General features: G+C 69.2%; 12 protein-coding genes and 1 tRNA gene. 7 read left to right on the plus strand and 6 right to left on the minus strand.

The window, feature by feature from the left end:
* Nucleotides 1-32 precede the first annotated feature (32 nt).
* Entirely contained in the window at nucleotides 33-914 is an 882-nt protein-coding gene (locus BM013_RS25330) for an MOSC domain-containing protein (protein WP_093130427.1), read from the minus strand.
* 133 nt (nucleotides 915-1,047) lie between these two features.
* Here BM013_RS25330 and BM013_RS25335 point away from each other — a divergent pair, with 133 nt between their 5' ends.
* From BM013_RS25335 to BM013_RS25345, 3 genes are read left to right on the plus strand one after another with little or no spacing between them, the layout of a single operon-like run.
* Nucleotides 1,048-2,184 carry an FAD-dependent monooxygenase gene (locus tag BM013_RS25335; RefSeq protein WP_093130428.1) on the plus strand — a complete coding sequence of 379 codons (1,137 nt, stop codon included), beginning with the start codon at nucleotides 1,048-1,050 and terminating at the stop codon, nucleotides 2,182-2,184.
* 51 nt (nucleotides 2,185-2,235) lie between these two features.
* Nucleotides 2,236-2,958 carry a DsbC family protein gene (locus BM013_RS25340; protein WP_093130429.1) on the plus strand — a complete coding sequence of 241 codons (723 nt, stop codon included), beginning with the start codon at nucleotides 2,236-2,238 and terminating at the stop codon, nucleotides 2,956-2,958.
* Nucleotides 2,958-4,856, plus strand: coding sequence for a M61 family metallopeptidase (locus BM013_RS25345; RefSeq protein ID WP_256221680.1), 1,899 nt, complete (start codon nucleotides 2,958-2,960; stop codon nucleotides 4,854-4,856). Before BM013_RS25340 ends, BM013_RS25345 begins: the two co-directional genes overlap by 1 nt.
* Here BM013_RS25345 and BM013_RS25350 read toward each other — a convergent pair.
* Together BM013_RS25350 and BM013_RS25355 are read right to left on the minus strand one after the other, a co-directional pair.
* Entirely contained in the window at nucleotides 4,853-5,443 is a 591-nt protein-coding gene (locus BM013_RS25350; protein ID WP_093130604.1) for a DUF2325 domain-containing protein, read from the minus strand. The genes BM013_RS25345 and BM013_RS25350 overlap by 4 nt on opposite strands.
* A 66-nt stretch (nucleotides 5,444-5,509) precedes the next feature.
* Nucleotides 5,510-5,845 carry an SMR family transporter gene (locus tag BM013_RS25355; RefSeq protein WP_093130430.1) on the minus strand — a complete coding sequence of 112 codons (336 nt, stop codon included), beginning with the start codon at nucleotides 5,843-5,845 and terminating at the stop codon, nucleotides 5,510-5,512.
* A 106-nt stretch (nucleotides 5,846-5,951) separates the two neighbouring features.
* Here BM013_RS25355 and BM013_RS25360 point away from each other — a divergent pair, with 106 nt between their 5' ends.
* Complete coding sequence (locus tag BM013_RS25360) at nucleotides 5,952-6,731, plus strand: enoyl-CoA hydratase (protein ID WP_093130431.1); 780 nt, start codon at nucleotides 5,952-5,954, stop codon at nucleotides 6,729-6,731.
* Nucleotides 6,732-6,777: 46 nt separating this feature from the next.
* On the opposite strand, the gene BM013_RS41330 is transcribed toward BM013_RS25360, so the two are convergent.
* Both BM013_RS41330 and BM013_RS25375 read right to left on the minus strand, forming a co-directional pair.
* Complete coding sequence (locus BM013_RS41330; protein WP_177225563.1) at nucleotides 6,778-8,031, minus strand: hypothetical protein; 1,254 nt, start codon at nucleotides 8,029-8,031, stop codon at nucleotides 6,778-6,780.
* Nucleotides 8,028-8,693, minus strand: a complete 666-nt coding sequence (locus BM013_RS25375) for a sigma-70 family RNA polymerase sigma factor (protein ID WP_093130433.1) — start codon at nucleotides 8,691-8,693, stop codon at nucleotides 8,028-8,030. The genes BM013_RS41330 and BM013_RS25375 overlap by 4 nt, the downstream gene beginning before the upstream one ends.
* Nucleotides 8,694-8,831: 138 nt before the next feature.
* Here BM013_RS25375 and BM013_RS25380 point away from each other — a divergent pair, with 138 nt between their 5' ends.
* Both BM013_RS25380 and BM013_RS25385 read left to right on the plus strand, forming a co-directional pair.
* Complete coding sequence (locus BM013_RS25380) at nucleotides 8,832-10,352, plus strand: VWA domain-containing protein (RefSeq protein ID WP_093130434.1); 1,521 nt, start codon at nucleotides 8,832-8,834, stop codon at nucleotides 10,350-10,352.
* A gap of 55 nt (nucleotides 10,353-10,407) precedes the next feature.
* Nucleotides 10,408-10,484: transfer RNA gene (locus BM013_RS25385), tRNA-Met, on the plus strand.
* A gap of 98 nt (nucleotides 10,485-10,582) precedes the next feature.
* Here the strand turns inward: BM013_RS25385 and BM013_RS25390 are convergent.
* A complete protein-coding gene (locus tag BM013_RS25390) occupies nucleotides 10,583-11,911 on the minus strand; it encodes a hypothetical protein (protein WP_177225564.1) in 1,329 nt (442 codons plus the stop codon).
* Nucleotides 11,912-12,307: 396 nt separating this feature from the next.
* Here BM013_RS25390 and BM013_RS25395 point away from each other — a divergent pair, with 396 nt between their 5' ends.
* Nucleotides 12,308-12,658, plus strand: a complete 351-nt coding sequence (locus BM013_RS25395) for a DUF2946 family protein (protein ID WP_093130436.1) — start codon at nucleotides 12,308-12,310, stop codon at nucleotides 12,656-12,658.
* Nucleotides 12,659-12,714 lie beyond the last annotated feature (56 nt).

The following is a 12,714-nucleotide window of genomic DNA, read 5'->3' on the forward strand; positions in this document are numbered from 1 at the left end:
ACTTCCGAGCCGCCGGCCCGGCGCCGGTCAGGTCATTCGAACCTGTAGTTCGCGCCCACGGCCTGGCCCACCTTGAGCGTGTATTCCACGCCCTGGATCACGATGCAGTTCATGCCGAAGGTGATGCCGCCGTCCACGCGCGGGTCCTTGCGGTAGGTGCGCAGCATGTCGCCGACCTCCGGGCTGCTCAGGGCCGTGGCCGGGTCGATGTCCGGAATCGGACAGCGCGTGCAGGGCTTGACGGGGCGCAGCTCGGCCTCGCCCTCGGCGGTGCCGATGTGCAGCGCGTCGACGCGGTCCTCGTCGTGCGACTCCATGCCCGCCAGCACGATGTTCGGGCGAAAGCGCTCGATGCCGACCGCGTCGTGGCCGGCCGCGGCCAGCCGCTCGTTCAGGTCGGCCAGCGAGCCCTCGCTGGCCACCAGCACCGGGAAGCCGTCGGCGAACTGGTTCTCGGCCTCCACGCCGTCGGTCCACTTCATGCTCGACAGGCGCTTCTGCTCGGGGTCGAAGCGCACCAGGCGCAGGGTCTGCGGCCTGCCGGGCTCGGAGAGAAAGTCGCTGAACCACTGGGCGGCGATGTCGCCCATGTCGTAGGCCGCCACTTCGTCCTTCCACACGCGCACGCGCACCGGCTTCTCGACCCGGTCGAAGGCCAGGTGCAGCGCCAGCATGCCGGGGGCGCGCAGCACCACTTCCATGTGCTTCATCTGCGGCTTGACCAGCGCCATGCGCGGCAGCTGCCGCTGGGTGACGAATTCGCCCTGGGCGTCGACCACCATCCAGGCGCGGTCGAACTCCAGGCCGGTCTCGGTCAGCAGCATTTCGGGGAGCTCGACCCCGGCGCAGGACTTGACCGGGTAGATGAACAGGCGCGCGATGGTGGCTTCGAGGTCGAAAGCGGGCTGGGACACGGTGGGGGTTCCTTGAAATTCGGCGGCAATTGTCCCGCATCGTGTCTTGCGCGCCGCGGCGGCCGGAAGACCTTCGCTTCCCGGGGGAAAGGCGCGGGGCGCGCCCGGGCGGGCTTGTTCTTACAATCGTTTCATGGCTCTCCCCCCAGAAGTTTGCATTCGCGGCGCCGGCATCGTCGGCCGTACGCTGGCCCTGCTGCTCGCGCGCGAGCGGGTGCGCGTCGCGCTGGTGGTGCCGCCGGCCACGCCGGGCAAGGAAGACATCCGTGACATCCGTGCCTATGCGCTGAACACCGCCTCCCGCACCCTGCTCGAATCGCTGCGCGCCTGGCCCGACGCGGCCCACGCCACCGCGGTGCGCGAAATGCTGGTGCACGGCGACGAAGGCGGCCGGGTTCAGTTCAGCGCCGCGCGCCAGAAGGTCGATGCGCTGGCCTGGATCGTCGACGTGCCCGCGCTCGAACAGCAACTGGCCGACGCGGTGCGCTTCCAGCCCCAGATCGAGGTGGTGAGCGCCCCCGTTGCCGCGCCGCTGACCGTGGTGTGCGAAGGCAAGGCCAGCACCACGCGCGAGGCGCTGGGCGTGAGCTACGAGGTCACGCGCTATCCGCAGCACGCGATTGCCGCGCGCATGGAGGCCGAGCAGTCGCACGACGGCATTGCGCGCCAGTGGTTCAACGACAGGGGAGAGGTGCTCGCGCTGCTGCCGCTCGGCGGCACGCACGGCAAGACGGTGGCGCTGGTGTGGTCGGTCGACCAGCTGCGCGCGCCCGAGCTGCTGGCGCAAAGCGACGAAGCGTTCGACACCGCCATCACCGAGGCCAGCCACCATGCGCTGGGCGCGCTCAAGCTCACGAGCGAGCGCGGCGCCTGGCCGCTGGCCCGCGCCATTGCCGACCGCTGGACTGGCGCCATGCCCGGCCAGCCGAACCGTTCCTGGGCGTTGGCGGGCGACGCCGCGCACACGGTGCACCCGCTGGCGGGCCAGGGCCTGAACCTGGGCCTGGCCGACGCGGCCGCGCTGGCCGAGGTGATCAAGAACCGCGACTACTGGCGCAGCGTGGGCGACCCGCGCCTGCTGCGCCGCTACGAGCGCGCCCGCCGTGCCGACGTGTTGCAGATGAGCCTGGCGACCGACGGATTGCAGCAACTTTTCTCGCACAACCTGGGTCCACTTCCTGCGTTGCGCAACTGGGGCATGCGCGGTTTCGACCGCACGCGCCTGGTCAAGCACTGGATCACGGCGCAAGCCATGGGGCTGAAGGCCTGACGGCCCGCGGCTTTCGCACCTCTTTTTCGAACCGAACCAACGGATCTCCCGATGACACTCGTACGCAACCTCCTTCTCGCCGCCTGCACGCTGGGCGCGGTCGTGGCCGCCACCGCCGGCGAAGCCGAGATCCGCAAGAACCTGCCTGCGCGCATTCCGCAGTTCCCGCCCATCGAGGAAGTGACGAAGGCGCCGGTGCCGGGCCTGTACGAAGTGCGCGTGAACGGCGCGCAGATCTTCTACACCGACGAACAGGGCAACTACCTGATCCAGGGCAACCTGATCGACGTGAAGACGCGCAAGAACCTGACCGAGGAACGCGTGGAGAAGCTCAGCGCGGTCGCATTCGACCAGCTGCCGCTGAAGGACTCGATCAAGATCGTGCGCGGCAACGGCAAGCGCAAGCTGGCGGTGTTCGAAGACCCGAACTGCGGCTACTGCAAGCGCTTCGAGAAGGACATGAAGGCGGTCGACAACGTCACCGTGTACCTGTTCCTGTACCCGGTGCTGGGCCCCGATTCGAACGTCAAGTCGCGTGACATCTGGTGCAGCAAGGACAAGGGCAAGGCCTGGGGCGACTGGATGGAAACCAGTGCCAAGCCGGTCACCGCACCGAGCAGCTGCGACGTGACCGCGCTGCAGCGCAACGTCGATTTCGGCCGCAAGTACAACATCACCGGCACGCCCACGCTGATCTTCAGCGACGGCACTCGCACGCCCGGCGCCATTCCCGCAGAGCAGGTCGAGAAGCAACTCGCCGCCTCGTCCAGCTGATGGCGACGAAGACCCGGACCGCACCGCGCCGCGCCACCGCAGCCGCCACGCCAACCGCCCCCACCGCCCCGGCCACGCCTGCCAAGTCCACCGCAGGCGTGCGCTACCGCGTCGAATGCGCGGACCTGCACGCGCATCTCTTCTCCGTCACGCTCACCATCGATTCGCCCGCCGCGCAGCAGCGCGTGGCGCTGCCGGTGTGGATTCCGGGCAGCTACCTGGTGCGCGAGTTCGCCAAGAACCTGCAGGGCCTGCGCGCCACGCAGGGCCGCCGCAAGCCGGCGTTGATGCAGCTCGACAAATGCAGCTGGCTGGTCGAATGCACGCCCGGCCAGCCGCTGGTGCTGCACTACCAGGTCTGCGCCTACGACAACTCGGTGCGCACCGCCTGGCTGGACACCGAGCGCGGCTTCTTCAACGGCACCAGCGTGTGCCTGCGGGTCGAAGGCCAGACCGACGCGCCGCACGCCATGGACATCGTGGCGCCGGCGCTGCCCGCCGATGCGGCGCGCTGGTCGTGCGCCACCGCCCTGGTACCGGTGAAGGCCGACAGGTACGGCTTCGGCAGCTACCAGGCCTCGGGCTACGACGAGCTGGCCGACAGCCCGGTCGAGCTGGGCGCCTTCTGGAGCGCCGAGTTCGACGCCTGCGGCGTGCCGCACCGCTTCGTGGTCGCGGGTGCCGCGGCCTCGTTCGACGGCGACAGGCTCATCGCCGACACGCAAGCCATCTGCGAAGCCGAGATCCGCTTCTGGCACGGCGACAAGGCCGGCAAGCGCGGCGGCCCGAAGCTGCCGATCGACCGCTACGTGTTCATGCTCAATGCGGTGGACGACGGCTACGGCGGGCTCGAGCATCGCCATTCCACGGCGCTGATCTGCAACCGCCGCGACCTGCCCCAGCGCGGCGAGAAGAAGAAGCAGCCCGAGGGCTACACCACGCTGATGGGCCTCATCAGCCACGAGTACTTCCACACCTGGAACGTCAAGCGCATGCGGCCGGCCGAGTTCGCGCGCTACGACTACAGCCGCGAGAACTACACGCAGCTGCTGTGGTTCTTCGAGGGCTTCACCAGCTACTACGACGACCTGCTGCTGCGCCGCGCCGGACGCATCGACGACTCGGCCTACCTGCGGCTGCTGAACAAGACGCTCAACCAGGTCATGCAGACACCGGGCCGCCTCGTGCAGCCGGTGGCCGACGCGAGCTTCGACGCCTGGGTCAAGTACTACCGCCAGGACGAGCAGACGCCCAACAGCACGGTGAGCTACTACACCAAGGGTGCGCTGGTGGCGCTGTGCTTCGACCTGACGCTGCGCCACGAAGGCAAGGGTTCGCTCGACGACGTGATGCGCCACCTGTGGACGCACAGCGGCGGCGGCCCGATCAGCGAGGCCGACATCGCGGCCGCGCTGGAGGCCGTGAGCGGCCGCTCGTACGCGGACGAACTCGCGCGCTGGGTGCATTCGACCGACGAACTCCCGCTCGCGCAACTGCTGCGCGTGCACGGCGTGGCCACGCTCGAAGACCCGTCGCAGCAGGCGCAGACGCTCGGCATGCGCGTGACCGAAGCCAGCGGCAGCGTGCAGGTGAAGGTGGTGCTGCGCGGTGGCGCCGCCGAGAAGGCCGGGTTCTCCGCCAACGACGAGTGGATCGGCATCGAGCTGCCCGCCACCGGCAAGAAGAGCTCGAGCGGCTCGCAACGCCCGGCGCAGGCCTGGCGCATCGCCAAGCTCGACGACCTCGCGCTGTACCTGGGCGATGCCACGAAGTGCACGGCCATCGTCGCGCGCGACCGCAAGCTCATCAAGCTGCCGCTCGTGCTGCCGGCCGGCGTGACCACCTGGCGCCTGTTCGCGCACGACGCCACCAAGGTGGCGAACTGGTTGAAGGGCTAGGCGCTTTCCGCCGCGGCGGGGTTGCGCACGAACAGCATCGGCTGCGGCTCGCCCACCAGCACGCAGGGCTTGCCGGTGCGCCGGCAATGGTCCTGCACGCGCCAGTAGGCGCCGTGGCTCACGCAGCCGGCCTGGCAGATCACGAGGTCGGCCGCGCGCAGGCTGGCTTCGAGCGCGGGGCCGTCCGCGTCGTCGCCGCCGTCGTGGTGCAGGTAGCGGCCGCCGGCGATCTCGACCAGTTGGCGTGCCAGCGACGGTGCCTCTGCTTCATCCTGGTGGCCGACGCACAGCACGGCCTTCTCGCGCAGGTCGGCCGGCACTTGCGGCGCAGGCGTCATGAGGTGGCGCCGGCTGCCCGGCGCCAGCAAGCCGCTCAGCCGCTTGGGCAGCGCCGCACCCGCGGCGGCCCGCACCGCCAGCTCCTCTCGCACGATGGCAATGGCCGAGTCGCGCGCCACCAAGGCGCCGCGCAGGCGCACGATCTGCGCCTCCAGCCTCTCGACGAGCGCGGCCTGCTCGACCAGCAGGCGCGAGCAACGCTCCTGCACGCGGGCATAGGCCCGCAGCAACACGGCATGTTCTTGCATCGGCAACTCCATGCCGGGCATTCTAGATGAGAGCAATTCTCAACTAGAGACGGTCGCCCTTGCCGCTCAGTGGGAAACCGACTTCGAGAACACGTTCACCACCACCACGCCCGCAATGATCAGCCCGAGCCCCGCGATGGCCGGGCCGTCGAGCTTCTGGCCGAACCACAGCCAGCTCACCAGCGAGATCAGCACGATGCCCACGCCCGACCAGATCGCGTAGGCGATGCCGGTCGGAATGGTGCGCAGCGTGAGCGAGAGAAAAAAGAAGGCCACCACGTAGCCGGCCACCGAAGCCAGCGTGGGCCACAGCCGCGTGAAGCCGTCCGAGCCCTTGAGGAAACTGGTGGCGATCACTTCGGCCACGATGGCGACGAACAGGTAGGCGTAGTTGGAACTCATGGCGGGCACTCTATGGGAACTCGCAGCGCCCTGCCACCCGCACCGGCCATGCTGGGTATAGTGAAGCGCGTTTTTCCCCGTTCCCCCCGTTCCCCCCGGAGACACCATGAGCTACGAAAACATCGAAGTGCGGACCGAAGCAGGCAAGGTCGGCATCATCACCCTCAACCGCCCGAAGGCACTGAACGCGCTCAACGATGCGCTCATGACCGAGCTGGGCCAGGCCCTGAAGGCCTTCGACGCGGACGAGGCCATCGGCTGCATCATCCTCACGGGCAGCGAGCGCGCGTTTGCCGCCGGTGCCGACATCGCTGCGATGGCCAAGTACAGCTTCATCGACACGTACAAGGGCGACTACATCACGCGCAATTGGGAAACCATCCGCTCGATCCGCAAGCCGGTGATCGGCGCGGTGGCCGGCTTTGCATTGGGCGGCGGCTGCGAGCTGGCGATGATGTGCGACTTCATCATCGCGGCCGACACCGCCAAGTTCGGCCAGCCCGAGATCAAGATCGGCGTGATCCCCGGCGCCGGCGGCACGCAGCGCCTGCCACGCGCGGTGGGCAAGAGCAAGGCCATGGACATGGTGCTCACCGCCCGCATGATGGACGCCGCAGAAGCCGAGCGCGCGGGCCTCGTGAGCCGCGTGGTGCCTTACGAAAAGCTCGCCGACGAGGCGCTGGGCGCCGCCCTGGTCATTTGCGGCTTCTCGCAGATCTCGGTGATGGCGGCCAAGGAATCGGTGAACCGCGCCTTCGAAGGCGGCCTGAGCGACGGCGTGATGTTCGAGCGCCGGCTGTTCCACGCGCTGTTCGCCACCGTCGACCAGAAGGAAGGCATGGACGCCTTCCTGAACAAGCGCGCACCGGACTTCAAGAACGCCTGACCGCCCTGATCGCAGGCTCGCCCGGTCGCCTGCCGGGGCCGTTCGTTCAGCGCGCCAGCAGCGAGCGCAGCGCATCGAGCGCCTGCGCCGGCGGCGTGCCGACCCGTGCGGTGCCGCCGGGCTGCGGCGTCCAGCGCACCTGGTCGCCCGCGATCTCGAGCACCGCGACCAGCGTGTCGCCGCGATAGAGCGACAGGCGCGCCTCCACCGGTGCGTCGAGCGATGCATCGGGTGCGGTGGCCGAACGCGCCACGGTGCCCACCAACGCAGCGAGCCCTTCGACATCGCCACGCGCGCGCCGCGCGCCAGCGCCTGAGCTGAAAGACGTCCACCGCTCCAGCGCAGAGAAGGACGACGGTACGGCGGCTTGAAGCGGCGCCGCTTTCGCCGCGCGCGGTGCGCTGTCGCGCAACGCACCGGACGCCTGCGCGTTGGCGCTGCCGCCCTGGCTGGCGAGGGCCGATGCGTCCTGCGATTGGCGCGCGAGCGGTGCGGCGGCAATGGCCGGCGGGGGTGCCGCGGCCGGAACAGGAGCAACAGGCGCTGCGGGAACTGCAGGTGCGGCGTAGGCGCGTTGGCGTTCGCTTTCCACACGCGCTTCGCGGCGTTCGTCCTGTGCGGGTGCGGGCGCCGACTGCTCGGCCACGATGGCTGGAGGCTCAGGGGCCACGGCCGCGGGCGCGGGCGCCGCCTGCTTGCGCGACGGCTGGGCGCGCTCGGTTTCCTTCGCTGACGCTGCTTCGCGCAGCGCCTTGGCGCGCTGCTCGGCTGCAATCGCGGGTGCAGGTGTGGCGGGAGTCGGCGCGGCAGCCGGCGCCTGCTTCGCCGCAGCCGACGGTGGCGGCGCGGGTTCAGGCGCGGTGGCCGCCGCGGGTGCCGCGGGTGCCGAAGATGCGGCAGGCGCTTGCGCTGCGGGCGAAGCCGCCCCGCCGACACGCGCCTCTCCATCAAGCCGCGCCTCGGGCACCGGCTCGCTGCGCCACAGCACGGTGACGAACGCCGCCACGAGCACCGTGGCGAAGGCCGCATTCCAGGGCATGCGCGAACGCGGCTCGCCGCCGCCGAAGAGGCGGCGCCACCACGGCAGCACGCTGGCGCTGTTGGCGGCAGCGCCCGACGCCGGCATCGGCGCCGCGGCCAGGTTGTGCGCCATCTTCAGGATGGCGTCGCGCGTGCGCGGATCGGGCGCGGCGTCGCGGTCGGGCGCGTGGTCCAGCGCGCGGCGCAGCGCCGGGTCGCGCAGGTCATCGCCGCGATCGCGATCGTTGTCGTTGTCGAAGCCGGTGGTGTTGCCGCTCATGCCCGTTGCTCCAGCACCGCCAGGTAGCGCTCCATGCAGGCACGCAGTTTCTGCAAGCCGTAGCGCAACCGGCTGCGCACGGTCTCGAAGCCGATCTCCAGGCTCGACGCCAGCGCCTCGACAGTCAGCCCGTCTTCATGGTGCAGCAGGAACGCGGCGCGCTGGTCGGTCGGCAGTTCGTCGAGGCAGGCCAGCAGCCGCCGGCCCGCGGCGCGCCAGAACGCGAGTTCTTCGGCCGACGGATGCGCGGCCGCATCGACCGCGCCGCGCACCCCGCGCTCGAGCGTGGGCACGGGGTCGCTGTCGTCGTCGGCATGCGCGTCGAGCGTCACTTCGCGCCCGCTCACGCGCAGGCGGTCCATGGCCAGGTTGTGCGCGATGGTGAAGGCCCAGGTGCGCCAGGTCGCGCCCTGCGGCGAGAAGCTCTCGCGCGCCGAGATGATCCGCACCCAGGTGTCCTGGAACACCTCGTCGGCCTGCGCCGCGAGCCGCGCGCCCAGCAGCCGCTTGACGAAGCGGAACAGCCCGCCTTCGTGGCGCGCATAGAGCACGTCGAACGCGGCAGCGTCGCCTTGCGCGTAGGCCAGCATCAACTGGTCGTCGGGCATGGCCTGGCGCTCGAGGGCGTTCTTGGCGGAAGGGGCGCGGGGAAGCGCGGACATCGAAGGATTCTCACCCGAGCTTGTACGGGCGGCGAAAGGCATCGGGGTTCGGAGCGGCAAAAAAAAGATCGCGCGGGCTTAACCCCGTTCCGCACGGCCCGCCGTATCAGCCTGCATCCAACCACCCGGAGTCCTTCCATGACCCACGCTTTCGCCCCTCGGTTCCGCAGGCCGCTCGTCGTGCTGCTGTGCGCCCAATTGCTCCTGTCGGCCTGCGGCGCCACCGAGCCCCCGGCGATGGCCGGTGCCGTGCGGTGGCCGACGCCGGCGCCCGACAGCCGCACGCAGGTGACGCAGGCCGTGCCGAATTTCGAGGCGCCGTCGGCCACCGGCTGCGCACGGCCGATCCAGACGCACGAGACGCCGGGCATGCAGCGCAACGCGCAGCTCGAACGACGCGACACGCGGGAACGGCGCGCGCTGGCCGATGCGTCGGCGCCGCCGGAGGCGCTGCGCAAGTCGTCGCGCGCAGAGGTCGCGGGTGCGCTGGCCGCGCCCGTCGCGCCGATGGCCGAGGCGGCTGTTGCGATGCCTGCGCCTGTTGCTCCCGCCTCTCCTGCTTCTCCCGCCGTGCCGCGCATCGCCGCCCAGCCGCCCGCCCAAGCCCCTCGCCCCGCCAACGAACCCGTCACCGCCGGCATGGTCGACGACAACGCCGACTTCGGCGAGTACACGGCCTTCCGCGAGCGCACGCAGGTGGTCCACCGCGAACGCGACATCAGCGCGCGCTACCTGCTGCAGGTGCGCGACGCGCGCGGCACCGTCGTGCCCGACGCCGAAGTGGCCGTGCAGGCGCCGAGCGGCGCCGCCATGTGGGCCCGCACCGACGCCGGCGGGCGCGCCTGGCTGCACCCGAACGCCTTCGACAAGACGCACAGCGATGTGTATGAAGTCACCGTGCGCAAGAACGGGCGGCAGGGCACGGCCTTCCTGCAGCGCGGCCAGAAGAACGCCGTCGACGTGGTGCTCGACGGCAAGCCCGGCGCGGCGCCGAAGCGCGCACAGCTCGACCTGGTCTTCCTGATCGACGCCACCGGCTCCATGGACGACGAGATCGCCAAGCTCAAGACCACGCTGCGCACCATCGCCGACCAGGTGGCCAAGCTGCCGAGCCGCCCCGACACCTGCTTCGGCCTGGTGGCCTACCGCGACCGCACCGACGACTTTCTTGTGCGCCGCCACGACTTCACCAACGACCTGAACGCCTTCCAGGGCGTGCTCGACAGGCTGCAGGCCGCGGGCGGCGGCGACTACCCCGAGGCCATGAACGAGGCGCTCAACGAGACCGTCCACAAGCTCAGCTGGCGCGGCAACGGCACCACGCGCCTGGTGGTGCTGCTGGCCGACGCGCCGCCGCACCTGGACTACGGCGGCCCGCAGTACGACGACGACATGGTCGCCGCGCTGGGCAAGGGCATCAAGGTGTTCAGCGTGGGCGCGTCGGGCCTGGACAAGCAGGGGGAGTACATCCAGCGGCAGATCGCGCAGTACACGGGCGGGCGCTTCGTGTTCCTGACCTACAAGGAGGCGGCGAACCCGGCGAGCGGTGCGGGAACGCAGACCGTGCACGACGTCGGCAACTACTCGGTGCAGACGCTCGACAAGCTGGTCGTGCGCCTGGTTTCCGAGGAATTGGGGAAGTTGCCGGTGGGGAGTTGAACTCGGCCCAAAACCTGGGCTATAATTTTTGGCTCGGTGCTAAACAGCATTGAACGGCTCTTTAGCTCAGTCGGTTAGAGCGATGGAATCATAATCCACAGGTCCGCGGTTCGAATCCGTGAAGAGCCACCAACAATAAAAGCCTTGCAGGTCAATGACTTGCAAGGCTTTTGTCTTTTCCGCCGCAGAACGAAACCACAGGCGGGTCGGCCTGCGGTTTCCCTGAACGTTCAGAGGTTCTTCAACGTGTCCAGCTGCGCCTGCGTCAGGCCGCGCTGGTAGGCGAAATTGGTCTTGAAGTTGTTGGCGATGTCCGCGGCCACCGTGTCGATCGCGGTCGCTCGCGCGTTGACATCGGCGGCGGTGCGGCCGGTGTCCGTTCCATCCGTCAACAGGAAGTTGACCAGCGTGACGCTGCCTCCCGCCGGCACCGTGATGTTGAACTTGAACATCAGCGCGTCGTCGCCGTCCGGGGTGTGCAGCGCCGTCGCGGACAGGTAGGTCACACTGTCTGCCGCACCGAACACAAAACCGACGTCGCGATCGCCCGGAGAGCCATCCCAGGTGGTCAAGGCCTTCGAGGTGGCACCGGGCGTGGGATAGATGATGCCGCTGCTGTCCGAACCCAGGTCGGATGCGTAGGCCACCTCGGCCACGATCGCTGCCGCACTCGGATTGTGGAAGACGTCGGTGAACCGCCCCCACAGCACATTGGGCTGCGTGTAGAAGGTTCGTTGCACCTCGAGGCCGCCCGCGGTGCGCACGCCGGAGCGCACGTTCTGCGACATCTTGGAAGCCGACACGGTCCAACCTGTGCCCTGCGCCTCGAAATCGCCGTTGACAACAAACTCATGGCTGGAGCCGTCCTGCACCGAGACGTTGTCGATGACCATGCCGCTCACGACCACACGCTGCTCGAACGACAGCACCACCGTCTGCCCGGCGAACGAGGTGAGCGAGGCCGAGCCCCATGTTCCCGTTTCACCGTTCACGTCCAGCTTGTACAGCGTAGCCAGGATCGCGCCCGCCGTGTCGCGCACGACAACTTGCCCAAAAATCGTGTCGTCCCGCAAGCTGCCGAGGTACCGGTTGCCGAAACTGCGATTGCCGACCCAGGACATCGAGATGCCACCGGTCGCGGTGCCGAGGTTCAAGGTTTGCTGCAGGCGCACTTGCGTGCCCGGATGCAGCAACGCGTACCCGCCTGTGCCGACGCCCGAAAAACCAGGGTCGGAAGTGAACGAAACCAGGAGCTGGCCATCCGCCGCGCCCAACTCCGGACCCAGCGCCGTCAGTTCCGCATAGAGCTGGTCCGAAGGGAATACGTCGGTGCTCGCGCCGACCTTTACCGAGAGCGCCAAGGCGGTGTCGAATTGATCGTCGCCACCGTCTTCCAGCGAAAAGTCCAAGTTCAGGTCCCAGACATTGGCTTGGCCGGGCGCTTGCGCGCCGCCGCTGTCGGTGGCGGCGATGGTTTGCAGGAACGCGACGCCTGCGGGCAGCGCCGTCGGCGTCGCCAGCTCCGGTCCGGCCGGCACCACCGGCACCTCCGGCACCACCTCTGGCGGCGCCGGGGGTGCCGCAGGCGGCGGCTCCGCGGGTGGCGCAGCCGCGATGGGAGGGAAAGCGAATCCGCTTGCACCACCGCCGCCCCCGCCACATCCAGCCAACACTGCTGCCCCGACCATCGTGAGAGAAAACTTTCGCCGATCCATTCGCAAGCTCCTGAGTAAGAACTGAAAAGCAGGACGCAGCCCAAAATGCAACCGAAGCGGATCGCATGTAACCAAACGTCCATTCAAGGGGAGCGATTGAATCTGCTTTGGGATTGCGCAGATATCCCCGGAACTAGGGATAAGTGCATCGATTTCGCGAAATTCCGCTGTGCCCGATAATCCGCGCCGATGCCCACGCCTTCCCGCCCCGCACCCCAGGCTCGCGCCACGCGCGCGGGCATGCGGCCTCCCGGCGCCGGGCTGATCCGCTGGGTCCTGCTGTGGTTTGCCCTGTCGATCGGCGTGGCCGTCGCCTCGCCGGTGGTGCACCCGCAAACGGTCGAACTGGTCTGCTCGACCACCGGTTCGGTCAAGGCCATCGTCCACACCGACGACGGCGCGCAGGAGTTCGGTGCTGGTCACATGGACTGCCCGTTGTGCGTGCTGGCCGGCGCGCCGCCGGCAACGCCGGCCGTCGAACTGCCCGTGCTCATGCCGCTGGCCCGTGCGGTCCAGCCGATTGCGTCCGCGCACATCGCCGCGGCCACCGCGGCGCCCTTGCCGGCGCGCGGTCCTCCTTCGCTCTCCTGACCTTTCGTCTTCAGTTCGTCCGCGCGTGATGCCGCCTCCTGGCGAGGCGCATCGCG

Origin of the sequence: Variovorax sp. OK605 (genome assembly GCF_900115445.1) — a bacterium.
Classification (GTDB): Bacteria; Pseudomonadota; Gammaproteobacteria; order Burkholderiales; family Burkholderiaceae_C; genus Variovorax.

What these genes read in the sequence shown, in the direction of transcription:
- BM013_RS25395 (WP_093130436.1), top strand. Translation starts at nt 12,308, where the DNA reads ATGCGGCCTCCCGGCGCCGGGCTGATCCGCTGGGTCCTGCTGTGGTTT.
- BM013_RS41330 (WP_177225563.1), bottom strand. Translation starts at nt 8,031, where the DNA reads ATGAGCGGCAACACCACCGGCTTCGACAACGACAACGATCGCGATCGC.
- BM013_RS25355 (WP_093130430.1), bottom strand. Translation starts at nt 5,845, where the DNA reads ATGAGTTCCAACTACGCCTACCTGTTCGTCGCCATCGTGGCCGAAGTG.
- BM013_RS25335 (WP_093130428.1), top strand. Translation starts at nt 1,048, where the DNA reads ATGGCTCTCCCCCCAGAAGTTTGCATTCGCGGCGCCGGCATCGTCGGC.
- BM013_RS25380 (WP_093130434.1), top strand. Translation starts at nt 8,832, where the DNA reads ATGACCCACGCTTTCGCCCCTCGGTTCCGCAGGCCGCTCGTCGTGCTG.
- BM013_RS25360 (WP_093130431.1), top strand. Translation starts at nt 5,952, where the DNA reads ATGAGCTACGAAAACATCGAAGTGCGGACCGAAGCAGGCAAGGTCGGC.
- BM013_RS25345 (WP_256221680.1), top strand. Translation starts at nt 2,958, where the DNA reads ATGGCGACGAAGACCCGGACCGCACCGCGCCGCGCCACCGCAGCCGCC.
- BM013_RS25375 (WP_093130433.1), bottom strand. Translation starts at nt 8,693, where the DNA reads ATGTCCGCGCTTCCCCGCGCCCCTTCCGCCAAGAACGCCCTCGAGCGC.
- BM013_RS25340 (WP_093130429.1), top strand. Translation starts at nt 2,236, where the DNA reads ATGACACTCGTACGCAACCTCCTTCTCGCCGCCTGCACGCTGGGCGCG.
- BM013_RS25350 (WP_093130604.1), bottom strand. Translation starts at nt 5,443, where the DNA reads ATGCAAGAACATGCCGTGTTGCTGCGGGCCTATGCCCGCGTGCAGGAG.